The 24,808-nt window shown below is 56.9% G+C and carries 18 protein-coding genes and 1 pseudogene; 12 read left to right on the forward strand and 7 right to left on the reverse strand.

Features of this window, described 5'->3' with window-relative positions; translation table 11 throughout:
- Positions 1–197: 197 nt before the first annotated feature.
- Together pulA and gspB are read left to right on the forward strand one after the other, a co-directional pair.
- Positions 198–3,470 carry a pullulanase-type alpha-1,6-glucosidase gene (gene pulA, locus ACSIPU_RS21095; protein ID WP_004107978.1) on the forward strand — a complete coding sequence of 1,091 codons (3,273 nt, stop codon included), beginning with the start codon at positions 198–200 and terminating at the stop codon, positions 3,468–3,470.
- Positions 3,471–3,541: 71 nt separating this feature from the next.
- On the forward strand, positions 3,542–4,066 hold the full coding sequence (gspB, locus tag ACSIPU_RS21100; protein ID WP_004107977.1) for a type II secretion system assembly factor GspB: 525 nt from the start codon (positions 3,542–3,544) through the stop codon (positions 4,064–4,066).
- Between the two features lie 29 nt (positions 4,067–4,095).
- Here gspB and pulS read toward each other — a convergent pair whose 3' ends face one another.
- The gene (gene pulS, locus ACSIPU_RS21105) at positions 4,096–4,473 is read right to left on the reverse strand and encodes a GspS family T2SS pilot lipoprotein variant PulS (RefSeq protein ID WP_004107976.1); all 378 of its coding nucleotides are present in this window, start codon (positions 4,471–4,473) and stop codon (positions 4,096–4,098) included.
- A 572-nt stretch (positions 4,474–5,045) separates the two neighbouring features.
- On the opposite strand from pulS, the gene mrcB reads away from it, so the two are divergent.
- From mrcB to fhuB, 5 genes are all read left to right on the forward strand, one after another.
- Positions 5,046–7,598: a bifunctional glycosyl transferase/transpeptidase gene (gene mrcB / locus ACSIPU_RS21110; protein ID WP_004107974.1), complete on the forward strand. Its 2,553-nt coding sequence runs from the start codon at positions 5,046–5,048 to the stop codon at positions 7,596–7,598.
- A 274-nt stretch (positions 7,599–7,872) separates the two neighbouring features.
- Entirely contained in the window at positions 7,873–10,077 is a 2,205-nt protein-coding gene (gene fhuA, locus ACSIPU_RS21115) for a ferrichrome porin FhuA (protein ID WP_032691939.1), read from the forward strand.
- A gap of 45 nt (positions 10,078–10,122) precedes the next feature.
- A complete protein-coding gene (gene fhuC / locus ACSIPU_RS21120) occupies positions 10,123–10,920 on the forward strand; it encodes a Fe3+-hydroxamate ABC transporter ATP-binding protein FhuC (RefSeq protein WP_004107972.1) in 798 nt (265 codons plus the stop codon).
- Positions 10,920–11,810, forward strand: a complete 891-nt coding sequence (gene fhuD, locus ACSIPU_RS21125; protein ID WP_024273746.1) for a Fe(3+)-hydroxamate ABC transporter substrate-binding protein FhuD — start codon at positions 10,920–10,922, stop codon at positions 11,808–11,810. The genes fhuC and fhuD overlap by 1 nt, the downstream gene beginning before the upstream one ends.
- On the forward strand, positions 11,807–13,789 hold the full coding sequence (fhuB, locus tag ACSIPU_RS21130) for a Fe(3+)-hydroxamate ABC transporter permease FhuB (protein ID WP_004107968.1): 1,983 nt from the start codon (positions 11,807–11,809) through the stop codon (positions 13,787–13,789). Before fhuD ends, fhuB begins: the two co-directional genes overlap by 4 nt.
- A 59-nt stretch (positions 13,790–13,848) precedes the next feature.
- Here fhuB and ACSIPU_RS21135 read toward each other — a convergent pair whose 3' ends face one another.
- The 3 genes and pseudogenes from ACSIPU_RS21135 to hemL all read right to left on the reverse strand — a co-directional run bounded on the left by ACSIPU_RS21135 (position 13,849) and on the right by hemL (position 15,869).
- On the reverse strand, positions 13,849–14,214 hold the full coding sequence (locus ACSIPU_RS21135; RefSeq protein WP_224226636.1) for a hypothetical protein: 366 nt from the start codon (positions 14,212–14,214) through the stop codon (positions 13,849–13,851).
- A 40-nt stretch (positions 14,215–14,254) separates the two neighbouring features.
- A pseudogene (locus ACSIPU_RS21140) lies at positions 14,255–14,377 on the reverse strand (Rpn family recombination-promoting nuclease/putative transposase); the annotation flags it as partial.
- Between the two features lie 211 nt (positions 14,378–14,588).
- The gene (hemL, locus tag ACSIPU_RS21145) at positions 14,589–15,869 is read right to left on the reverse strand and encodes a glutamate-1-semialdehyde 2,1-aminomutase (protein ID WP_004107964.1); all 1,281 of its coding nucleotides are present in this window, start codon (positions 15,867–15,869) and stop codon (positions 14,589–14,591) included.
- A gap of 180 nt (positions 15,870–16,049) precedes the next feature.
- Between hemL and clcA the strand changes: the two genes are divergently transcribed.
- Both clcA and erpA read left to right on the forward strand, forming a co-directional pair.
- On the forward strand, positions 16,050–17,468 hold the full coding sequence (gene clcA, locus ACSIPU_RS21150) for a H(+)/Cl(-) exchange transporter ClcA (protein WP_032692291.1): 1,419 nt from the start codon (positions 16,050–16,052) through the stop codon (positions 17,466–17,468).
- Positions 17,469–17,549: 81 nt separating this feature from the next.
- A complete protein-coding gene (gene erpA / locus ACSIPU_RS21155; protein WP_004098733.1) occupies positions 17,550–17,894 on the forward strand; it encodes an iron-sulfur cluster insertion protein ErpA in 345 nt (114 codons plus the stop codon).
- A gap of 87 nt (positions 17,895–17,981) precedes the next feature.
- On the opposite strand, the gene ACSIPU_RS21160 is transcribed toward erpA, so the two are convergent.
- The 3 genes from ACSIPU_RS21160 to mtnN all read right to left on the reverse strand — a co-directional run bounded on the left by ACSIPU_RS21160 (position 17,982) and on the right by mtnN (position 20,277).
- Positions 17,982–18,605, reverse strand: a complete 624-nt coding sequence (locus ACSIPU_RS21160; protein ID WP_004107962.1) for a TRIC cation channel family protein — start codon at positions 18,603–18,605, stop codon at positions 17,982–17,984.
- 180 nt (positions 18,606–18,785) lie between these two features.
- Positions 18,786–19,586 (reverse strand): vitamin B12 ABC transporter substrate-binding protein BtuF, encoded by an 801-nt coding sequence (btuF, locus tag ACSIPU_RS21165; RefSeq protein WP_024273747.1) that lies wholly within the window; start codon positions 19,584–19,586, stop codon positions 18,786–18,788.
- Positions 19,579–20,277 (reverse strand): 5'-methylthioadenosine/S-adenosylhomocysteine nucleosidase, encoded by a 699-nt coding sequence (gene mtnN, locus ACSIPU_RS21170; RefSeq protein WP_004107960.1) that lies wholly within the window; start codon positions 20,275–20,277, stop codon positions 19,579–19,581. Before mtnN ends, btuF begins: the two co-directional genes overlap by 8 nt.
- Before the next feature lie 84 nt (positions 20,278–20,361).
- On the opposite strand from mtnN, the gene dgt reads away from it, so the two are divergent.
- The 3 genes from dgt (at position 20,362) to cdaR (ending at position 24,798) form a co-directional block, all read left to right on the forward strand.
- Complete coding sequence (gene dgt / locus ACSIPU_RS21175) at positions 20,362–21,876, forward strand: dGTPase (RefSeq protein ID WP_016808888.1); 1,515 nt, start codon at positions 20,362–20,364, stop codon at positions 21,874–21,876.
- A 134-nt stretch (positions 21,877–22,010) separates the two neighbouring features.
- On the forward strand, positions 22,011–23,450 hold the full coding sequence (gene degP, locus ACSIPU_RS21180; protein WP_004107952.1) for a serine endoprotease DegP: 1,440 nt from the start codon (positions 22,011–22,013) through the stop codon (positions 23,448–23,450).
- Positions 23,451–23,640: 190 nt separating this feature from the next.
- Positions 23,641–24,798: a DNA-binding transcriptional regulator CdaR gene (cdaR, locus tag ACSIPU_RS21185; protein WP_004098741.1), complete on the forward strand. Its 1,158-nt coding sequence runs from the start codon at positions 23,641–23,643 to the stop codon at positions 24,796–24,798.
- The last annotated feature ends 10 nt before the right edge of the window (positions 24,799–24,808 follow it).

Here is a 24,808-nt window from a genome sequence, read left to right on the forward strand (position 1 = left end):
TTATTTTTTCTCCTCCGGCCGCCTACGCCCCCACACAATGAGCGAACGGATGATTGAACCGGAGAGAGCAAGAATATCTAATTATCGACGCTTTAAAGATATGCTCGTTATTTTTTTATGGTGCTTAAATGCGCCAGGAATAGTTTCGTGTATATATCACTTCATATAATTTAATCAGCATGTATAGGGACTATCGAATGCTCAGATATACCCGTAATGCCCTGGTTCTGGGATCGCTGGTTTTACTTAGCGGCTGCGATAACGGATCCTCTTCTTCTTCCTCTGGAAATCCCGACACTCCTGGTAATCAGGATGTCGTTGTACGTTTACCTGACGTTGCCGTACCCGGCGAAGCGGCCACGGCGGCAGAAAACCAGGCGGTCATCCACCTGGTGGATATTGCCGGCATCACCAGCAACAACGCGGCGGACTACAGCAGCAAAAACCTCTATCTGTGGAATAACGAAACCTGCGATGCGCTCAGCGCGCCGGTAGCGGACTGGAATGACGTCAGCACCACCCCGAGCGGCAGCGATAAATATGGCCCGTACTGGGTGATTCCGCTCAACAAAGAGAGCGGTTGTATCAACGTCATCGTTCGCGACGGCACCAATAAACTGATCGATAGCGATCTGCGGGTGGCGTTTGGCGACTTCACCGATCGTACCGTATCGGTGATCGCCGGTAACAGCGCGGTCTATGACTCCCGCGCCAACGCTTTCCGCGCCGCTTTTGGCGTCGCGCTGGCCGAAGCCCACTGGGTCGATAAAAATACGCTGCTGTGGCCGGGCGGACAGGACAAGCCCATTGTGCGCCTCTACTACAGCCACAGCAGTAAAGTGGCGGCGGATGGCGAAGGCAAATTTACCGACCGTTACCTGAAACTGACGCCGACTACGGTCAATCAGCAGGTCAGCATGCGTTTCCCGCATCTTTCCAGCTATGCGGCTTTTAAGCTGCCGGACAATGCGAACGTTGACGAGCTGCTGCAGGGCGAAACGGTCGCCATTGCCGCCGCAGAGGACGGGATCCTGATTTCCGCCACCCAGGTGCAGACGGCGGGCGTCCTGGATGACACCTATGCCGAAGCGGCGGAAGCGCTGAGCTACGGCGCGCAGTTGACCGACGGCGGCGTCACATTCCGCGTCTGGGCGCCGACTGCTCAGCAGGTGGATGTGGTGGTCTACAGCGCGGACAAAAAAGTGATTGGCAGCCATCCTATGACCCGCGACAGCGCTTCCGGCGCGTGGTCGTGGCAGGGGGGCAGCGATCTGAAAGGCGCGTTCTACCGCTATGCGATGACGGTTTATCACCCGCAGTCGCGCAAGGTTGAACAGTATGAAGTCACCGACCCGTATGCGCATAGCCTGTCGACCAACTCGGAGTACAGCCAGGTGGTCGATCTCAACGACAGCGCCCTGAAGCCTGACGGCTGGGATAGCCTGACGATGCCGCATGCCCAGAAGACAAAAGCGGAGTTAGCGAAGATGACGATCCATGAATCGCATATTCGCGATCTCTCCGCCTGGGACCAGACCGTTCCGGCCGAACTGCGCGGTAAATATCTCGCGCTGACCGCCGGCGACAGCAATATGGTACAGCATCTGAAGAAGCTCTCCGCCTCAGGCGTCACGCACATCGAGCTGCTGCCGGTCTTCGATCTGGCGACGGTGAACGAGTTCAGTGACAAAGTCGCCGATATTCAGCAGCCGTTCAGCCGCCTGTGCGAAGTGAACAGCGCGGTGAAAAGCAGCGAGTTCGCCGGATACTGCGACAGCGGCTCCACCGTGGAGGAGGTGCTGAACCAGCTCAGGCAGAGCGATAGCCAGGATAATCCGCAGGTACAGGCGCTGAATACGCTGGTGGCGCAGACCGACTCCTATAACTGGGGCTACGATCCGTTCCACTACACGGTTCCGGAAGGATCCTACGCGACCGATCCGGAAGGCACGACGCGCATCAAAGAGTTCCGTACCATGATTCAGGCGATCAAGCAGGATCTGGGGATGAACGTGATCATGGACGTGGTATATAACCACACCAATGCCGCGGGTCCGACCGACCGCACGTCGGTGCTGGATAAGATCGTGCCCTGGTACTATCAGCGTCTGAATGAAACCACCGGCAGCGTTGAATCCGCCACCTGCTGTTCCGACTCTGCGCCGGAGCATCGGATGTTCGCCAGGCTGATCGCCGACTCGCTGGCGGTGTGGACCAAGGATTATAAAATCGATGGTTTCCGCTTCGATCTGATGGGCTATCACCCGAAAGCGCAAATTCTCTCGGCGTGGGAGCGCATTAAAGCCCTGAATCCGGACATCTACTTCTTTGGTGAAGGCTGGGATTCAAACCAGAGCGACCGCTTTGAAATCGCCTCGCAGATCAATCTGAAAGGCACCGGTATCGGGACGTTCTCCGATCGTCTGCGCGACTCCGTGCGCGGCGGCGGCCCGTTTGATTCCGGCGATGCGCTGCGTCAAAACCAGGGCGTTGGCAGCGGCGCTGGCGTATTACCAAACGAGCTCACCAGCCTGAACGATGATCAGGTCCGTCATCTGGCCGATCTGACCCGTCTGGGGATGGCCGGTAACCTTGCTGACTTTGTGATGATCGACAAAGACGGCGCGGTGAAGAAAGGCAGCGAAATTGACTATAACGGCGCGCCTGGCGGCTATGCCGCAGATCCGACGGAAGTCGTCAACTATGTTTCGAAGCACGACAACCAGACGCTGTGGGATATGATCAGCTATAAAGCGTCCCAGGAAGCCGACCTGGCGACCCGCGTTCGCATGCAGGCTGTTTCGCTGGCGACGGTGATGCTCGGGCAGGGGATCGCTTTCGACCAGCAGGGTTCTGAACTGCTGCGCTCGAAATCCTTTACCCGCGACTCCTACGACTCCGGCGACTGGTTCAACCGCGTGGATTATTCTCTGCAGGACAATAACTACAACGTTGGTATGCCGCGCATCAGCGATGACGGCAGTAACTATGACGTGATTTCACGCGTCAAAGATATGGTTGCCGCTCCGGGCGAAGCGGAGCTGAAGCAGATGACCGCCTTCTACCAGGAGCTGACCGAGCTGCGTAAATCCTCGCCGCTGTTCACCTTAGGTGAGGGCAGCGCGGTGATGAAGCGCGTTGATTTCCGTAATACCGGTTCAGACCAGCAGGCCGGTCTGCTGATTATGACCGTGGATGACGGGGTGAAAGCGGGCGCCAGTCTGGATAGCCGTCTTGACGGCCTGGTGGTGGCGATCAACGCTGCGCCGGAAAGCCGTACGCTAAATGAGTTTGCCGGTGAGACGCTGCAGCTGAGCGCGATCCAGCAGGCGGCGGGCGAAAATTCGCTGGCTCACGGCGTGCAGATTGCCGCAGACGGCGCGGTCACCCTGCCGGCATGGTCGGTGGCGGTGCTGGAAATGCCGCAGGGCGATGCTCAGGGTGCGGGGCTGCCGGTCAGCAGCAAGTAAGACCTTAACCTCCCGGCCCGCGGCGTACAAACCGCGGGCCGGGATGGCGTGTCCTGATTAAGGAGAAATCCGTGCTTGTTCGTGAGCAAGAACCGTACCCGCCGTCCAGTCCCCCGGCGGGGGGCGGGAAAATGGTGCAAATTCCCTGCGTGACCGTACCGCTGTATGCCGCGCTGCTGATTGCGCTCGGCTGGTTTGGCGGCGAGCAGTGGCGGAATAAACCCGTCCCGCAGCCGATAACGCAGCCGGTAGCCCATGCGGCGTTAGTGCCGCTGAATCAACCGGCGGTCGAAACTGCCGTCAAGCCGGTTAAAGCCGGGCCAGAAACGCAGGCCGTTGCGGAGGCGCCGATCGATGAAGATCATCTGCCGCCTCTGCGCTACAGCGCGCACGTCTACGCCACCCTGGCGGAGAAACGCAGCATTGTATTAAACGGACAATCCTGGAAGGAGGGCGACTCGCCGCTGGCGAATCTGGTTATCGAGCAGATCCAGCAGGATCTCACCGTCTTTAGCTTTAACGGTAAAACGTTTACCCTCGCGGCGCTGGATGACTGGCCGGGCGGGACGATTGAGGAGAGTCCGCAGGGAGAATAAAAATAGCGCGAGCGGAATTAAAATAACCGCTATTTATTGCCGCGCAGGCTATCAATAAATGGCGCCAGCTGGCGATTAAACTGGCTGCATTTTGTGGCTTCCGGGGTACTATCCTGCTGGAGCTGTTGATATAGCTGCGCGCTGCGCTGGCTCAGCAGATTATCATCAATATTTGCCCATCCGCGTTTTTTACCGACGTTTATTGCCGCACGGTTAATTGCGTCATCGGCAGGCAGATCGCTGCGGTTGCATTTATTCTTCAGATAGCGCGCCCCGGCGGCGACGGAGGCAAGCTGCTCAAGCTGAGCCTCACCGCTAACCGCAGGACTCAGGGTTGTCTGACGATTTTGCTGACAGCCTGAGAGCAGGGCAACCGCCATAAGCGGAAATATAATAAAGTTGCGCATAATCTATTAAGCAGAAAAATTAATTGGCTGACAGTTTAACAAATATTTTTCGGCAGTCATCAGAAAATCTGCCAAATTATAAATGTTAAGTGGCTCGCGTTTTTATCATTGCGCTCTTTTAAATCTCATTTTCTTTCATCTGGGTCGTTTCTGTTTTCCGGCGGAAATAATATTTTCCGGCCTTACTGCTTCGGTTTGTTTCTGCGGCCAGCAGAACGTTACGGGCGCACATTTTTATGTTGTTAAAAAACATCACAATTTCCCTGAGGTTGTCCGGCTAGGATGTAAAATGCTGGTTAAGAATGTCGCGGTTTAGTGCTATCCTGTATTCCCTGGACAATCCGTTCCGTGTCCCGAATAATTCTGTCGATGAAGCGTGTAACAATGTGATTTGTATGGTGAATTTTTAAAGTGAAAATCATGCGAGCGACATGATAATGCGTCGCGCAGTCCATAAATGGTTGCCTGAAAAACAACACCTTCGGGCGGCAATTTGAGAGATTTCTTCTTTCCCCCATCCGGGGAAACATTGAGAATCAGGCCTTTACGCCTGTAAGTTGCGGAGAAAAAGCATGGCGGGAGATGACCGCGAGCCGATCGGACGTAAGGGGAGACCCTCGCGCCCGGCAAAACAAAAGGTAACTCGCCGTCGGGTTCGGGAAGAGGACTACGACGACGATTACGATGATGACTATGAGGATGAAAAACCGATGCCGAGGAAAGGAAAAGGCAAAGGCGGTAAACCCCCTCGTCGTAAACGCACCTGGCTGTGGCTGCTGATTAAAATTGGGGTCGTCTGTGCGGTATTGATTGCCGCCTATGGCGTCTACCTTGACCAGAAAATCCGCAGCCGCATTGACGGGAAAGTCTGGGATCTGCCCGCGGCGGTTTATGGCCGAATGGTCAACCTTGAGCCGGATATGCAGATCAGCAAAAACGAAATGGTGCGCCTGCTCAACGCGACGCAGTATCGCCAGGTGAGCGCGATGACGCGTCCGGGGGAATATACGGTACAGGCCAACAGTATCGAGATGATCCGCCGTCCGTTCGATTTCCCGGACAGTAAAGAAGGCCAGGTGCGCGCGCGTCTGACCTTTAATGGCGATCGTCTCGACACCATCGAGAACATGGATAATAACCGCCAGTTCGGTTTCTTCCGTCTCGATCCGCGCCTGATCACCATGCTGCAATCGGCTAACGGCGAACAGCGTCTGTTTGTGAAGCGCAACGGCTTCCCGGATCTGCTGGTGGATACTCTGCTGGCGACGGAAGACCGCCATTTTTACGAACACGACGGCATCAGCCTTTACTCCATTGGCCGTGCGGTGCTGGCTAACCTGACCGCCGGTCGTACGGTGCAGGGGGCGAGTACGCTGACCCAGCAGCTGGTGAAGAACCTGTTCCTCTCCAGCGAACGTTCGTACTGGCGCAAGATTAACGAAGCCTATATGGCGCTGATCGTCGATGCCCGCTACAGCAAGGATCGTATCCTTGAGCTGTACATGAACGAGGTGTACCTCGGTCAGAGCGGCGATAACGAGATCCGCGGCTTCCCGCTGGCGAGCCTCTATTACTTTGGTCGTCCGGTGGAAGAGCTCAGCCTCGATCAGCAGGCACTGCTGGTGGGGATGGTAAAAGGCGCGTCGGTTTACAACCCGTGGCGTAACCCGAAGCTGGCGCTGGAGCGACGCAACCTCGTGCTGCGTCTTCTGCAGCAGCAGCAGGTTATCGATCAGGAGCTGTATGACATGCTCAGCGCGCGTCCGCTGGGCGTACAGCCGCGCGGTGGGGTGATCTCTCCGCAGCCGGCGTTTATGCAGATGGTGCGTCAGGAGCTGCAGGCGAAACTGGGCGATAAAGTCAAAGATCTCTCCGGCGTGAAGATCTTTACCACCTTCGATTCCGTGGCGCAGGATGCGGCGGAAAAAGCGGCGATAGAGGGTATTCCGGCGCTGAAGAAACAGCGTAAGCTACCGGATCTGGAAACCGCGATGGTGGTTGTCGACCGCTTCACCGGAGAAGTACGGGCGATGGTCGGCGGGGCGGAGCCGCAGTTTGCTGGCTATAACCGCGCAATGCAGGCGCGCCGTTCGATTGGCTCGCTGGCAAAACCGGCGACCTATCTGACCGCGCTAAGTCAGCCGAATCAGTATCGTCTCAATACCTGGATCGCCGATGCGCCTATCTCGATTCGTCTGTCTAACGGTCAGACGTGGTCGCCGCAGAACGACGATCGTCGCTACAGCGAGAGCGGGAAGGTGATGCTGGTTGACGCGCTGACGCGTTCAATGAACGTGCCGACGGTGAATCTCGGGATGGCGCTGGGCCTGCCGGCGGTGGTTGATACCTGGACTAAGCTGGGCGCGCCCAGGAATCAGCTGAATGCGGTTCCTTCTATGCTGCTGGGGGCGCTGAACCTGACGCCGATTGAAGTGGCGCAGGCGTTCCAGACCATTGCCAGCGGTGGCAACCGCGCGCCGCTGTCAGCGCTGCGTTCGGTGATCGCTGAAGATGGTACCGTACTCTATCAAAGCTATCCGCAGGCGGAACGGGCGGTACCGGCGCAGGCGGCTTATATGACGCTCTGGACTATGCAGCAGGTGGTGCAGCGCGGTACCGGTCGTCAGCTGGGCGCGAAGTATCCGGGCCTGCATCTGGCGGGTAAAACCGGGACCACCAACAACAACGTTGATACCTGGTTTGCCGGTATTGACGGCGGTCAGGTGACCATTACCTGGGTGGGACGCGATAATAACCAGCCGACTAAGCTGTACGGCGCCAGCGGCGCAATGTCGATTTACCAGCGCTATCTGGCTAACCAGACGCCGACTCCGCTGGTCCTGACTCCGCCGGAAGATGTGGTGGATATGGGCGTCGATAGCAGCGGTAACTTTGTCTGCAGCGGCGGCATGCGTTCGCTTCCGGTATGGACGACCTCGCCGGACGCGCTTTGTCGCCAGGGCGAACTGATTCAACAGCAGCAGCTCCAGCAGCAGCAGGCGAATAATCCGTTCAATCAGTCCGGGCAACAGCCGCAACAGCAGCAAAATCAGCAGCAACCGCCGAAGCAGGAGAAGAGCGATGGCGTAGCGGGCTGGATTAAAGATATGTTCGGCGGTAATTAACTCGTCGTTGCATCCTGAAAGCCGGCGCCTTGTTGGTTGAGTGGGTGCAGGAATAGTGGCCCTCTAATACCTCAGTATTAGAGGGCCTTTTTATATCTGTAAATTAATTAACAGCCTTATAACCCCACAATTACCGTCTGGTTATTTATTCATCCTTTGATAGCCCGCAGGGGGCATATTTCTTGCCTTGCCGCGCTCGTTTCGCCTATTATGTCAGCCGTTATAATAATAATTCTCGTTTACGTTATCATTAACTTCTATCAGAGATATACCCATGGCGCGTCTTAAAACTGCTCAGCCAAATCACTCGCTGCGTAAAATCGCAGCTGTAGTAGCCACGGCGGTTAGCGGCATGTCTGTTTATGCACAGGCGGCAGTTGAACCGAAAGAAGAAACCATTACCGTAACCGCCGCTCCGGCTCCGCAGGAGAGCGCCTGGGGACCGGCAGCGACCATCGCGGCGAAACATTCGGCTACCGCAACAAAAACCGATACACCCATCGAAAAAACGCCGCAGTCTATTTCCGTGGTGACCCGCCAGGAAATGGAGATGAAGCAGCCGACGACGGTCAAAGAAGCGCTGGCCTATACCCCTGGCGTATTCTCGACCCGCGGCAGCTCAACCACCTATGATGTGGTGACGATTCGTGGTTTCACCACCTCAACGACGGTGAATACCAACCAGTATCTGGATGGGATGAAGCTGCAGGGTAATAACTATTCTGAAGTCTCAATGGACCCTTATTTCCTCGAACGCGTGGAAGTGATGCGCGGGCCAACGTCGGTGCTGTACGGCAACAGCAACCCTGGCGGCATCGTCAGCATGGTCAGCAAGCGTCCGACGACTGAACCGCTGAAAGAAATCCAATTTAAAATGGGTACCGATAACCTGTGGCAGACGGGCTTTGATTTCAGCGATGCCATTGATGAAGACGGCGTGTGGTCATATCGTCTGACCGGTTTAGGCCGCAGCCAGGATGCTCAGCAGCAGATGGCGAAATCAACCCGCTATGCGGTCGCTCCTTCCTTTAGCTGGCGTCCGGATGACAAAACGGACTTCACTTTCCTGAGTAATTTCCAGAGCGATCCGTATGCCGGGTATTACGGCTGGCTGCCGCGTGAAGGGACAGTGGTGCCCTATTACGACGCCAACGGTAAGGCGCATAAGCTGCCGACGGACTTTAACGAAGGCGAAGCGAACAATAAGATGTCTCGCCGTCAGCAGATGGTTGGCTACAGCTTCTCGCATCAGTTCGATGACACTTTCACCGTGCGTCAGAACCTGCGTTATGCCAACGCCCATACTCTGTATCGTTCAGTCTATGGCAACGGATATACGCCGACAGGCAAAATCAACCGTGCGTATGTTCGCTCCGATGAGAACCTTAATACGTTTACCGTTGATACCCAGTTGCAGTCTGATTTCGCTACCGGCGCGGTAGGGCACACCCTGTTAACCGGCGTAGACTATTCGCGCATGCGCAATGATGTGAACGCGGATTACGGGACGGCTTCCGCGATTGATATGCAGAACCCGCAGTATGGCAATGCAAACGTGAGCGTTAACTTCCCCTATTCAGTGCTGAACCGTATGGAGCAGACCGGTCTCTATGCCCAGGATCAGATGGCGTGGGATAAGTGGGTGATGACGCTGGGGGGCCGCTACGACTATGCGATGGCTTCAACCCTGACGCGCCCTGCGAATACCCTCGCCAAAAATCACGATCAGCAATTCACCTGGCGCGGCGGCATTAACTATCTGTTTGATAATGGTATCTCGCCATACTTCAGCTACAGCCAGTCTTTTGAGCCGGTTTCCGGATCGTCGCGGGATGGCAAACCTTTCGATGCTTCCCACGGCGAGCAGTATGAAGCCGGCGTGAAGTACGTACCGAAGGATATGCCGGTGGTGCTGACCGCCGCAGTATATCAGCTGACCAAAGATAAAAACCTGACGGCGGATCCGAACAACGCCTCATTCAGTATCCAGACGGGCGAAATCCGCTCTCGCGGGATTGAGCTGGAGGCGAAAGCGGCGGTTAATGCCAATATTAACGTGACGGCTTCTTACACCTATACGGATGCTCAGTACCAGCACGACACCACCTTTAACGGCAAGCGTCCGGCAGAAGTCCCGCGCAATATGGCCTCGCTGTGGGCAGATTATACTTTCCACGAAACCGCGCTGAGCGGTCTGACAGTGGGCGCCGGTGCTCGCTATGTCGGTTCAACGGTAAGTTATTACAAAAACGATACTTCGACCGGGAAAAAAGACGACTCCTTCAACGTCGCGGGCTACGCGTTAATGGATGCCACCGTGAAATACGATCTCGCGCGCTTTGGTTTGCCGGGCTCGTCGATCGGAGTCAACGTCAATAACCTGTTCGATCGTGAATACGTTTCCAGCTGCTACAGCGAATACGCATGTTACTGGGGCGCTGAGCGTCAGGTTGTGGCGACCGCGACTTTCCGTTTCTAACCACTTAACGGGCGCGGTTCGCCGCGCCTCTTACCAGGTTCCGTTATGCAGGAAAACATTCCGCACTCCGATACGACGTTTTCACTGGACCGCGTGACCTTCCGCGTGCCCGGCCGAACGCTGCTGCATCCTCTGTCGTTAACCTTCCCGGCGGGAAAAGTCACGGGCCTGATTGGCCATAACGGCTCCGGCAAATCGACGCTGCTGAAAATGCTTGGCCGCCATCAGCCGCCTTCGGACGGGGAGGTTTTGCTTGACGGTCAGCCGCTCGATAGCTGGGGCAGTAAAGCCTTTGCCCGCAAGGTGGCTTATCTGCCGCAGCAGTTGCCCCCGGCGGAAGGCATGACGGTGCGCGAACTGGTGGCTATCGGCCGCTACCCGTGGCACGGGGCTCTGGGGCGTTTTGGCGCGGCGGACCGGGAAAAAGTGGAAGAGGCGATTGCGCTGGTCGGGCTAAAACCGCTGGCCCATCGACTGGTGGACAGCCTCTCCGGCGGCGAACGCCAGCGCGCGTGGATTGCCATGCTGGTGGCCCAGGATAGCCGCTGCCTGCTGCTCGATGAACCCACCTCGGCGCTGGATATCGCCCACCAGGTGGATGTGCTGGCGCTGGTTCATCGCCTGAGCCAGCAGCGCGGGCTGACGGTGATCGCCGTACTGCATGATATCAATATGGCGGCGCGCTACTGCGACTATCTGGTTGCGCTGCGCGGCGGTGAAATGATCGCTCAGGGAACGCCCGCAGAGCTGATGCGCAGCGAAACTCTGGAACAAATTTACGGTATCCCGATGGGGATCCTGCCGCATCCGGCTGGCGCAGCGCCGGTAAGTTTTGTCTATTGATGGAAAACCTCACACTCATCACGCGGCGGCGCCTGCTGACCGCGATGGCGCTGTCGCCGCTGCTGTGGCAGATGCGCGGCGCGCGGGCGGCGGAAGTTGATCCGCAGCGTATTGTCGCGCTCGAATGGCTGCCGGTAGAGCTGCTGCTGGCGTTGGGCGTCACGCCCTACGGCGTTGCCGATATCCCTAACTACAGGCTGTGGGTCAATGAACCGGCGCTGCCTGATTCGGTGATTGATGTTGGGCTGCGCACCGAACCCAATCTGGAGCTGCTGACGCAGATGAAGCCGTCGTTTCTGGTCTGGTCGGCAGGGTACGGCCCGGCGGCGGAAAAGCTGGCGCGTATTGCGCCCGGACGAGGATTCACCTTCAGCGACGGCAAGCGTCCGCTGATGATGGCTCAGCAGTCGCTTAGCGAAATGGCTGACCTGATCGGCAGGCAGCAGGAAGCGAAGCGCCATCTGGCAGAATTTGACGCGCTGATGGAGAGCCTGCGTCCGCGCTTTGCCCGCCGCGGCGATCGCCCGCTGCTGATGATTACCCTGCTTGATACCCGCCACGTGCTGGTCTTTGCGCAGAACTGTCTGTTCCAGGAAGTGCTCGACCGCTTTGCCATCAAAAATGCCTGGCAGGGCGAGACCACCTTCTGGGGCAGCGTCACCGTCGGTATTGACCGGCTGGCGGCCTACAGAGATGCCGACGTTATCTGCTTCGATCACGGCAATGCGCGGGAGATGGCGCAGCTCACGGCGACGCCGCTGTGGCAAGCGATGCCGTTTGTTCGCGCAGGGCGTTTTCAGAGCGTCCCGGCGGTGTGGTTCTATGGCGCGACGCTATCGGCGATGCATTTTGCCCGCGTGCTGGCCGACGCTCAGGGGGGCCCGGTGTGAGATCGCGTATTTCGCCTTTGGCGACATCTCTGCTGTTAACTCTGCTTATCGTCGCTGCTGCGCTGACGCTGTTCAACCTCAACGTGGTGCTGCCGCGAAGCGAATGGGGGCAGGCGCTGTGGCAGCCTAATATCGATAATATCGCTCAGATGCTGTTCCACTACAGCCTGCTGCCGCGGCTGGTTATATCGTTGCTCGTCGGCGCCGGGCTGGGGCTGGTGGGCGTGCTGTTCCAGCAGGTGCTACGTAACCCGCTGGCGGAACCGACGACGCTCGGCGTAGCGACCGGGGCGCAGCTGGGCATGACGGTCACCACGCTGTGGGCGATCCCTGGCGTGCTGGCGTCGCAGTTCGCCGCGCTTGCCGGAGCGTGCATTGTCGGCGCGCTGGTGTTTGGTGTGTCGTGGGGCAAACGCCTCTCGCCGGTGACGTTGATTCTGGCTGGGCTGGTAGTCAGCCTGTACTGCGGCGCGCTTAATCAACTGATGGCGATCTTCCATCACGATCAGCTGCAAAGTATGTTCCTGTGGAGCACCGGAACCCTGACCCAGACCGACTGGAGCGTGGCGCAGCGACTGTGGCCGCAGCTGCTGGGCGGAGCCATTTTAACGCTGCTGCTGCTGCGTCCGCTGACCCTGATGGGGCTGGACGACGGCGTGGCGCGCAACCTCGGACTGGCGCTCTCGCTGGCACGGCTGGGGGCGTTGACCCTGGCGATTGTCATCAGCGCCCTGTTGGTGAATGCGGTGGGGATTATTGGCTTTATCGGCCTGTTCGCGCCGCTGCTGGCGAAGATGCTGGGCGCTCGTCGTCTGCTATCGCGCTTGCTGCTGGCGGCGCTGATTGGCGCGCTGCTGCTGTGGCTCTCCGATCAGGTTATCCTCTGGCTGGCCCGGGTGTGGATGGAAGTCTCCACCGGTTCGGTAACCGCCCTGATTGGCGCGCCGCTGCTGCTATGGCTGCTGCCGCGCCTGCGCAGCATTAGCGCGCCGGTGATGAACGGTGGCGCCAGGGTGCAGGCTGAACGGCAACATGTGCTGTGGTTCGCGCTGGGCGGGCTGGCGCTGCTGCTGCTGGCCATCGTCGCTGCGCTGGCTTTCGGCCGCGATGCGCAGGGCTGGCACTGGGCCAGCGGTACGCTACTGGATGAGCTAATGCCCTGGCGCTGGCCGCGCATTCTGGCGGCGCTGTTCGCTGGCGTAATGCTGGCGGTAGCGGGCTGCATTATCCAGCGTTTGACCGGTAATCCGATGGCCAGTCCGGAAGTGCTCGGCATCAGCTCAGGCGCGGCGTTTGGCGTGGTGGTGATGCTGTTCTTTGTGCCGGGGAATGCCTTTGGCTGGCTGCTGCCCGCCGGTAGCCTCGGAGCGGCGGCGACGCTGCTGATCATCCTGATTGCCGCCGGACGCGGCGGGTTCTCGCCGCATCGCATGCTGCTGGCAGGGATGGCGCTGAGCACGGCGTTTACCATGCTGCTGATGATGCTGCAGGCCAGCGGCGATCCGCGAATGGCGCAAATCCTGACGTGGATTTCCGGCTCAACCTACAGCGCCACGCCGGAACTCGTGATGCGCAGCGGCGCGGTGATGCTTGTTCTGCTTACGCTGACGCCATTTTGCCGACGCTGGCTGACGATTCTGCCGCTGGGCGGCGAGGCGGCGAGGGCGGTCGGCATGGCGCTGACGCCGTCACGTATCGGGCTACTGCTGCTGGCGGCATGTTTGACCGCGGCCGCAACGCTAACGATTGGCCCCCTCAGCTTCGTGGGGTTAATGGCACCGCATATTGCGCGTATGATGGGATTCCGGCGTACGATGCCGCATATGGCGATCTCCGGCCTGATTGGCGGGGTGCTGCTGGTGTTCGCCGACTGGTGCGGCCGGATGCTGATGTTTCCGTATCAGATCCCGGCGGGATTGCTGTCGACGTTTATCGGCGCGCCGTACTTTATCTATCTGTTGAGAAAGCAGAGTCGGTAGCTTTTCATCATCGCGATGCCGGCGGGCATCGCGATGTGATAAGTCGCTTTTGTACGTATTCAGGCCGGATTTATAGCGGCGTCCTGCAGCTGTTTGATTTCGCTTTCCGTTAATTCGGTGAGCTGGATGACCAGCGACTGTTCCATTCCGTTTTCCAGCATCCGGTTAGCAATTTTTAGTCGGGCCTTTGCTTCACCTTTTTCAATGCCCCATTCAATAAAAAGCTCTTTGCCGTTTTTTTCCAGCCATTCGTTCAGCGTTTCCATTGACTCCTCCTGCGGTATATGACTTACCAGTCCATTGAAAAAAGCCTTAGGGTTTGCGGTATAACCGCGCTGCCCCATGTAGCTAAATAACACTTTTAGCTGTTCGGCGGTAGTATATCCCGTGTTCAGCAGGGCCCCCAATTGCTCCAGCAGCAGCATGAGATCCCGTTGCCGAATATGTTTCTGCAGGAGCTCCAGTATCGCACTGCGCGCGCAGATCTGCCGGAAGATGGATATCGATAAAGTCTCTGGCGGTGTCGGTATGCGCCAGTAGCTGTTTGAAGATAGCATCATGCGGGGTGGGAGAAGATTGCGTTGTCATCCTGAGCGATCCCTGCGGCTAATTTTGCGCTCAGCATCGGCTTCGGGCTTCATTTTGTCCGCTGACGATTTTGACTTCTACGAGGCGTGATGATGACAATCTTTCGAAGCGATCGCGCTTGCAGATTGTTATGCGTGAACCCACGCAAATTGAGGCTTTGCGGCGAGATGACAGAGATATTGCCGGGACTGGGCAGTCCCGGCAATCAGGGTTACAGCTTCGCGAAGGCGTTACGCGCTGCGGCGACGGTATTGTCGATATCCTCTTCGCTATGAGCAATAGACATAAAGCCCGCTTCAAACGCCGACGGCGCCAGGTAGACGCCCTCTTCCAGCATCAGGTGGAAGAAGCGTTTAAACCGTTCTACATCGCACTTCACCACGTCCTGGTAGCAGGTCACGCTTGGCGCATCGGTAAAGAAAATGCCAAACATGCCGCCGACGTTATTCACCACCAGCGGAATACCGGCATCGCGAGCGGCGTCCAGCAGGCCCTGTGCCAGCTGATTGGTGAGTTCAGTTAGGGTCTCATGTACGCCGGGCTGCGCCACTTCGCTTAAGCAGGCGAAACCTGCCGCCATGGCGATGGGGTTGCCGGAGAGGGTACCTGCCTGGTAAACCGGGCCGGTCGGAGCCAGAGCATCCATCACCTCGCGGCGACCGCCGAATGCGCCAACCGGCATACCGCCACCGATGATTTTGCCAAGGCAGGTCAAATCCGGCACCACGCCGTAGTAATCCTGCGCGCCCGCCAGCGCCACGCGGAAGCCGGTCATGACTTCATCAATAATCAGCAGCGCGCCGAATTCGTCGCACAGCGCGCGCAGGCCCGGCAGAAACTCCGGCAGCGGTGGAATACAGTTCATATTACCGGCCACCGGCTCAACGATGATGCAGGCAATATCCTGTGGATACTGTTCGAACGCAGCGCGGACCGAGGCCAGATCGTTATAGGTGCAGGTCAGGGTGTGTTTGGCGAAATCCGCCGGCACGCCCGGCGAGTTCGGCTGGCCAAGCGTCAGCGCACCTGAACCGGCTTTCACCAGCAGACAGTCGGCGTGACCGTGGTAGCAGCCTTCGAACTTGATAATTTTGTCGCGACCGGTAAAGCCGCGCGCCAGGCGGATGGCACTCATAGTGGCTTCGGTACCGGAGTTCACCATCCGGACCATATCCATGGTCGGGACCAGTTCGGTGACCAGCGCCGCCATTTTAACTTCCATCTCCGTTGGCGCGCCAAAGCTCAGGCCGCGCTCAGCAGCTTCAATAACCGCATTGCGGATTGCCGGATGGTTATGGCCCAGCACCATTGGGCCCCAGGAGCCGACATAATCGATATACGCTTTACCATCGACGTCGTAGAGATATGCGCCGTCGGCGCGCTCAATAAACAGCGGTGTGCCGCCGACGCCGGTGAAGGCGCGTACCGGAGAGTTCACGCCGCCGGGGATAAGTTCACGCGCAGCATTATACAGATTTTCAGATTTGCTCATTACCGGAGTCCTGGTTCGTGAAAAATGTTTTGTCGACTATTCTAAGTTATTCCAGGAAGGTTATGAAAGTTTTGCCCAATTGAAACAATGGGGGCGCAGCGCATTTTTTTGACGACGGAGCCTGTCCGGTTGGCTAGAATGCCCTTCTTTCTATTTGTATTACTAATCATTGATAATGGCATGAAAGCAGAAAATCCCTCTTCTTCAGCACATCAGTTCGTACGCGTTCGCCGCAGCGATGCCGTGCGTCGGTTGATTCAGCGTGATAAAACGCCGCTGGCGGTGTTATTGATGGCGGCCGTTGTCGGAACGCTGGCGGGGCTGGTTGGCGTCGCGTTTGAGAAAAGCGTCAACTGGGTGCAAAACGTGCGCATTGGCGCGCTGGTAGAGGTGGCAGACCACTGGTTTCTGGTCTGGCCGCTGGCTTTTATCCTCTCCGCTTTGCTGGCGATGGTGGGCTATTTCCTCGTCCGTCGTTTTGCGCCGGAAGCAGGCGGCTCCGGGATCCCGGAAATTGAAGGCGCGCTGGAGGAATTGCGTCCCGTTCGCTGGTGGCGCGTGCTGCCGGTGAAGTTTATCGGCGGCATGGGCACGTTGGGCGCGGGGATGGTGCTGGGGCGCGAAGGGCCGATGGTGCAGCTTGGGGGCAATCTTGGGCGCATGGTGGTGGACGTCTTCCGCATGCGCAGTCCGGAAGCGCGTCATACGCTTCTGGCGACCGGCGCCGCCGCGGGGCTCTCCGCCGCTTTTAACGCGCCGCTGGCCGGGATTCTGTTTATTATTGAAGAGATGCGCCCGCAGTTTCGCTACAACCTGATCTCCATTAAAGCCGTGTTTACCGGCGTGATTATGGCAACCATCGTTTTCCGTATCTTCAATGGCGATAAAGCGGTTATCGAGGTCGGTAAGCTCAGCAATGCGCCGGTCAACACGCTGTGGCTGTATTTGATCCTTGGGATGATTTTTGGCTGCGTGGGTCCGTTATTTAATACGCTGGTGCTGCGTACCCAGGATATGTTCCAGCGGATTCACGGCGGCAACATCAAGAAATGGGTGCTGATTGGCGGCCTGATCGGCGGTAGCTGCGGCGTGCTGGGACTGATTCAGCCGGCAGCGTCCGGCGGCGGATTTAACCTGATCCCCATCGCCGCGGCGGGCAATTTTTCCGTTGGCCTGCTGCTATTTATTTTTATCGCGAGGGTGATTACCACGCTGCTCTGCTTCTCTTCCGGCGCGCCGGGCGGAATTTTTGCCCCGATGCTGGCGCTGGGGACGCTGCTGGGTACGGCGTTTGGTATGGCAGCGACGCCGCTGTTTCCGGCGTATCATCTGGATGCGGGAACCTTTGCCATTGCCGGTATGGGGGCGCTGCTTGCCGCCTCGGTCCGCGCGCCGTTGACCGGTATCGTGCTGGTGCTGGAGATGACCGATAATTATCAGCTCATTTTGCCAATGATTATTACCTGCCTCGGCGCAACACTATTGGCACAATTCCTCGGCGGTAAGCCTTTATACTCGACTATTCTGCAGCGTACTCTCGCAAAACAAAAAGCGGAACAGGAAGCCAGGGCGCAGCCTGTCGGCGGGGAGAATACTTGAACGATTTACTCGGGTATTAGATAATGGCTCAAAAGGTCGGGTTATTCTTTAACCGGTCAGAAGTATCAATGGGAGCATAAAATGAGTGATGACGTAGCGTTGCCGCTGGAGTTTACCGAAGCCGCAGCGATTAAAGTAAAAGACCTGATTGCGGATGAAGACAATCCGAACCTGAAACTGCGCGTGTACATCACCGGCGGTGGCTGCAGCGGTTTCCAGTACGGCTTCACCTTTGACGATCAGGTTAACGAAGGCGATATGACTATCGAGAAGCAGGGCGTCGGCCTGGTGGTTGACCCAATGAGCCTGCAGTATCTGGTCGGCGGCGCCGTCGATTATACCGAGGGACTGGAAGGTTCGCGTTTTATCGTGACCAACCCGAATGCGAAAAGCACCTGCGGCTGCGGCTCCTCATTCAGCGTCTAAAGATAGTGCGATCGTGAGCCCCTTCTTCCACAGGGAGAGGGAGCAAACATTAAAAACGGTAACGTTCAGGTTACCGTTTTGCTTTTATTACCGTCCATTCTCATCAAGCGCAAACGTTGGCAGCTTCAGGTGCCAGCGGATTGCCGCCAGCCGAATCACCAGCGTAACCACCATCCCTGACATCGCCGCGTTTTCTAACGGAACCTGGAAGGTATAGTGCGCCGTTGCGTGTACGATACCGCCAACGATGCAGGCGGTCGCGTAGATTTCCGTACGCAGAATCATCGGGATTTCGCGCGCCAGCACGTCGCGAATAATCCCTCCACCGACGCCGGTGACGACGCCCATGCAGATGGCCACCAGCGGTCCGCTATGGGCAAGGAAGGCTTTGTTGACGCCGATCCCGACAAATACAGCCAGGCCGACGGCGTCCAGTACCGGCAACACCCATTTCGGTAACCGACGCGGCTGGCGCACCAGCAGGATAGTCAGCATACTGGTGACCATCGCCACTACCAGATCGGTAGGATCTTTAACCCAAAATACCGGGCCGTTAGCAAGGGCCATATCACGAATGGTTCCGCCGCCCACTGCGGTCACCACGCCTAATACCAGCACGCCGAAAGGGTCCATGCGCAGCTTTCCAGCCAGCAGGACGCCAGAGATGGCAAACACGGCGGTGCCAATAATATCCAGCCAATAGACAAGCATCGTCAGTTCCCACTTATAGTCTACCCCATCAGGCTATTTCATTTGCCAGTTTGACCCTGGTCAGCGCTGACGAACCTCACGTACTGCGTGTACGCTGCGGTTGTTCCTCGCTGTGTTCCAGACTGTCTGCAACAATTGCGCCTGGTGGGATAGGTTCTGAGCACCTGGGTTATCAGGTGATTATTTTACCTGTTCGAGCGCAGTACAGAGTTGTTTTGCGGCGAGGATAATACGTGGGCTCGCGCGTTCAAACCAGTCGCCATGTAGCGCAATAAAAGAAATTTTTAGCTGATTCTGCCAATAGCGCTCAACGGCGGGAAGTTTACTGGCATCGCCGGCGATAACAATAGCCTGCGGCTGCCTTGCCAGCACCTGTTCACGGCTAACCTGCGGCCAGGGAACCCGGCTGGCGGCAAAAATGTTTTCTCCCCCGCACAGCGTAAGAACCTGATCCTGAATCGAGCCTTTGCTGGTCGTAAAGAGAGGGTTGGCGCCGAACTGTAAAAAAACGCGTTTTTTTGGCACGTTGGCATAGCGGACTTTCAGCTTCTGGTACTCACTTTGCATATTCTGCGCCGCCTGCTGCGCCTTTTCCGGCTGCGGGCTCCACTGCGCCAGCTGGCGAAGCGTCGCGATAATGTCTTCAATGGTCGACGTTTCGACCCAGATGACTTTTATCCCGAGCGAGCTTAGCTGATTGACCTGCCGCTCAGCGTTACCGCCGCGCCAGGCCAGCACCAGGTCGGGTTTAAGGGCGACGATACGTTCCAGATTCATCCCCTGCCAGCTGGAGACCTGCTCTATCTTTGCGGCTTCAGGGGGATAATCGGAATAACTGCTGACGCCAACTGGCGTAATGCCGGCGGCAAACGCCAGTTCTGTATTGGCGGGAGAGAGCGTCACCACCCGCGGCGCGGCGAAAAGCCACGCCGGGGCGAGCAGCAGCAGGGCGGTAAGCGCCGTTATAAACGACTTAGCCACGGGCCAGGTGCTGCACCAGGTTTTCCACCATCAGGGTGGATTGTTTCGCGGCAACGGCGAGAAACTCGTCGAAGCTGAGATGCGACTGCTGATCGGCAACATCGGAGATGGCGCGAACGACTACAAAAGGTACGCCATAGTTGTGGCAGACGTGCGCGATGGCCGTAGCTTCCATTTCTACCGCGACGGCCTGCGGGAAGTTGTGACGGATTTTTGCGAGACCAATGGAACCATTGATGAAAGCATCGCCGCTGACGATGAGCCCGCGTACCGCGTTAAGGTTGAGCGCTTTGATGCAGGTCTCTGCGGCGGCAATCAGCTTCTCATCGGCTTTGAAACCGGCCGGACAGCCCGGCAGCTGACCATACTCATAGCCAAACGCGGTAACGTCCGCATCGTGATAGCGCGTTTCGTCGGAAACGACGATATCGCCGACCTTCAGGGTTGATGCCAGACCGCCCGCAGAACCGGTGTTGATAATCACATCCGGCTTACAGTGTTCCATCAACAGGGTCGCGCCCATGGCGGCGGCAACTTTGCCGATACCCGATTTCAACAGAGCGACGTCAATACCCTGAAGCTGGCCGGTGTAGATTTCGCTGCCGCCGATAGTGATAGTCTGGCGGTTGTCGATTTTGTCGCGCAGAAGGGTAACTTCCTCTTCCATTGCGCCAATAATGCCGATTTTCATAGATTTACTCGCGATGTGTGGGTTTTAGCGGCATAGTCTATCATGCGCTTAGAAGGAAACGTTATTGCTCGCTCGGGGGAGATCATGGCTAAGATCGATTTTCGCAACAAGATTAACTGGCGTCGCCGCTACCGTTCACCGCAGGGCGTTGAGACGGAGCGAGAAATCCTGCGAATTTTCGAAAGCGATCGCGGGCGCATCATTAACTCGCCGGCGATCCGCCGGCTGCAGCAAAAAACTCAGGTTTTCCCACTGGAGCGCAACGCTGCGGTGCGTACGCGGTTGACCCACTCCCTGGAAGTTCAGCAGGTGGGCCGCTATATCGCTAAAGAGGTGCTGAGCCGGCTGAAAGAGCAGAAGCTGCTCGAACGCTACGGGCTGGATGAGCTCACCGGGCCGTTTGAGAGCATTGTTGAAATGGCCTGCCTGATGCACGATATCGGCAATCCGCCATTTGGTCATTTTGGCGAGGCGGCGATTAACGATTGGTTCAGCCAGCGGCTTTTTCCCGGCGATGCGGCCAGCCAGCCGTTAACCGACGATCGCTGCGTGGTTGCGGCGTTGCGCCTGCAGGAAGGCGATAGCCAACTGAATGAGCTTCGCCGTAAGGTTCGTCAGGATTTGTGCTGGTTTGAGGGAAATGCGCAGGGCATTCGGTTAGTGCATACGCTGATGCGAATGAATCTGACCTGGGCGCAGGTGGGCTGTATTTTAAAATATACCCGTCCGGCATGGTGGCGCGGGGAACCGCCGGCCAGCCACAATTATTTAATGAAGAAACCTGGTTATTATTTAGCCGAAGAAGGCTATGTTGCGAGGTTGCGTAAAGAACTGGATCTGGCTCCTTACAATCGATTCCCATTAACGTGGATTATGGAAGCCGCGGATGATATCTCATATTGCGTTGCCGACCTTGAGGATGCGGTAGAAAAACGCATCTTCAGCGTAGAGCAGCTTTATCAGCATCTCTATGAGGCCTGGGGGGTTCACGAAAAAGGCTCCTTGTTTAATCAAGTTGTCGAAAACGCCTGGGAGAAATCGCGTGCGAATTCTCTGAGTCGCAGCACTGAAGATCAGTTTTTTATGTATTTACGGGTGAATACGCTCAATAGGCTGGTACCGTACGCGGCGCGTCGGTTTATTGATAACCTGGAGAAGATTTTCAGCGGCGATTTTAATCACGCGCTGCTTGAAGACGATAGCGATTGCAGTCAGCTGCTTGAACTATACAAAAATGTTGCGGTAAAACATGTGTTTAGCCATCCTGACGTTGAGCAGCTGGAACTGCAAGGTTATCGCGTGATTAGTGGTTTGTTAGATATATACCAGCCGTTGCTAAAATTATCGCTCGATGAGTTTAGTCTGCTGGTGGAAAAAGAGCGGGTGCGGAGTTTACCGATTGCTTCGCGTCTGTTCCAGAAACTTTCGACTCGCCATCGGCTGGCTTACGTCGAGGCCGTAAATAAGATTTCACGCAGTAATCCGGAATTTCCGGTGATGGAATATTATTATCGCTGTCGTCTCATTCAGGACTATATCAGCGGAATGACCGACTTGTATGCATGGGATGAATATCGTCGCCTGATGGCCGTAGAATAAGGCTGAGTTTTGTAAAGACGGACAATAAATTTTTACTTTTACCAAAACTTCATTCCGGAACTTCGCGCTATAAAATGACTCTGATAGTCACCTACACAGCAACTATTCGTTATCTGAAATCGAGATTGAAACATATGAAAAAAACCACGTTAGCAATGAGTGCCCTGGCTCTGAGTTTAGGTCTGGCGTTGTCCCCTCTCTCTGCGAGCGCGGCGGAAACAGCTTCTTCGGCAACTAATGCGCAGCAGATGCCAAGCCTGGCGCCGATGCTGGAAAAAGTGATGCCGTCGGTCGTGAGCATTAACGTTGAGGGGAGCACCACCGTTAATACGCCGCGGATGCCGCGAAACTTCCAGCAGTTCTTTGGCGATAATTCACCATTCTGCCAGGATGGTTCGCCGTTCCAGAGCTCTCCGTTCTGTCAGGGCGGCGGACAAGGCGGCGCGCCGGGCGGTAACGGCGGACAGCAGCAGAAATTTATGGCCCTCGGTTCCGGGGTCATCATTGATGCCGCTAAAGGCTATGTCGTCACCAATAACCACGTCGTGGATAACGCGACAACCATTAAAGTTCAGCTGAGCGATGGCCGTAAGTTCGACGCGAAAGTCGTCGGCAAAGACCCGCGTTCTGATATTGCGCTGATTCAAATTCAGGATCCGAAAAACCTGAGCGCGATTAAACTGGCGGACTCTGACGCTCTGCGCGTCGGCGATTACACCGTAGCGATCGGTAACCCGTTTGGTCTGGGCGAAACCGTGACCTCGGGGATCGTCTCCGCGTTAGGTCGTAGCGGCCTGAACGTTGAAAACTATGAGAACTTTATCCAGACCGATGCGGCTATTAACCGCGGTAACTCCGGCGGCGCGCTGGTTAACCTGAACGGTGAGCTGATCGGTATCAACACCGCGATTCTGGCGCCGGACGGCGGCAACATTGGTATCGGCTTCGCTATTCCGAGCAATATGGTGAAAAACCTGACCGATCAGATGGTTAAGTTTGGCCAGGTGAAGCGCGGTGAGCTGGGTATCATGGGTACCGAGCTGAATTCCGAGCTGGCGAAAGCGATGAAAGTTGATGCGCAGCGCGGCGCGTTCGTCAGCCAGGTCATGCCAAACTCGGCCGCCGCTAAGGCGGGCATTAAAGCCGGCGATGTGATTACCACGCTGAACGGTAAATCGATCAGCAGCTTCGCCGCTCTGCGTGCCCAGGTGGGTACCATGCCGATCGGCAGCAAAGTCGAGCTTGGCCTGCTGCGCGACGGTAAGCCGGTGACGGTGACCGTTGAGCTGCAGCAGAGCAACCAGAATCAGGTTGATTCCAGCACGATCTTCAACGGTATTGAAGGTGCGGAAATGAGCAACAAAGGCCAGGACAAAGGCGTCGTGGTGAGCAACGTGAAAGCGGGCACTCCGGCGGCGCAGATTGGCCTGAAAAAAGGCGATATCATCGTTGGCGCTAACCAGCAACCGGTGAAAAATATTGCCGACCTGCGCAAAATCTTTGATGCCAAGCCCTCTGTTCTGGCGCTGAACATTCAGCGCGGCGATGCGACTATTTATCTGCTGATGCAGTAATTCGTCGCCGTCTGCAAAGCCCCTTCTCTCCTTGTGGAGGGAAGGGGCTTTTTCTTTCTGCTGAGGGTTCCATTTTTGGTTCTGTGACATCTTCCACAACTCCATACTTCTCTCCCCGGCTTTGGGCGAATGCACAATGCGGCGTTTTGCCAACTCTTCTATGCTGGTAGCCTGCTCACGGGAGGGTTACATGGCTGGCTGGCATCTTGATACCAAAATGGCGCAGGATATCGTGGCGCGCACGATGCGCATCATTGATACCAATATTAACGTGATGGATGCCCGAGGGCGCATTATCGGCAGCGGTGACCGCGAGCGAATTGGTGAATTGCACGAAGGGGCGCTGCTGGTGCTTTCTCAGGGACGGGTTGTCGACATTGATGATGCTGTTGCCCGCCACCTGCACGGCGTGCGTCAGGGGATCAATCTGCCGCTGCGTCTGGAAGGGGAGATCGTTGGCGTAATCGGTCTGACCGGAGAACCGGAGTCGCTGCGCAAATACGGGGAACTGGTTTGTATGACCGCCGAGATGATGCTGGAACAATCGCGGCTGATGCATCTCCTGGCCCAGGATAGCCGTTTGCGTGAAGAGCTGGTCATGAACCTGATTCAGGCGGAAGAGAACACGCCGGCGCTGACTGAGTGGGCGCAGCGTCTGGGGATCGATCTCAATCAACCGCGCGTCGTGGCGATGATTGAAGTAGATAGCGGCCAGCTGGGCGTCGATAGCGCGATGGCGGAACTGCAGCAGCTGCAAACCGCGCTGACCACGCCGGATCGTAATAATCTGGTGGCCATTGTCTCGCTGACCGAGATGGTGGTGCTGAAGCCCGCGCTGAATGCCTTTGGGCGCTGGGATGCAGAAGATCACTGCAAACGCGTTGAGCAGCTAATTAGCCGGATGAAAGAGAACGGTCAGCTGCGTTTTCGCGTGGCGCTGGGCAATTTCTTTACCGGGCCGGGCAGCATTGCTCGCTCGTACCGCACCGCCCGAACCACGATGATGGTCGGCAAGCAGCGGATGCCCGAAAGCCGTAGCTATTTCTACCAGGATTTGATGCTGCCGGTCCTGCTGGATAGCCTGCGCGGTGGCTGGCAGGCCAATGAGCTGGCGCGCCCGCTGGTTCGCCTGAAGGCGATGGATAACAACGGCCTGCTGCGCCGTACTTTACAGGCATGGTTTCGTCATAACGTGCAGCCGTTGGCGACCTCCAAAGCGCTATTTATCCATCGTAATACGCTGGAATATCGCTTGAACCGTATTTCTGAACTGACGGGGCTGGATTTAGGAAATTTTGACGATCGTCTGCTGCTGTATATTGCGCTCCAGCTGGATGAGCAGCGTTAAAAACACTCCC

Source organism: Klebsiella sp. HN106, assembly GCF_051209435.1.
GTDB lineage: Bacteria > Pseudomonadota > Gammaproteobacteria > Enterobacterales > Enterobacteriaceae > Klebsiella > Klebsiella oxytoca.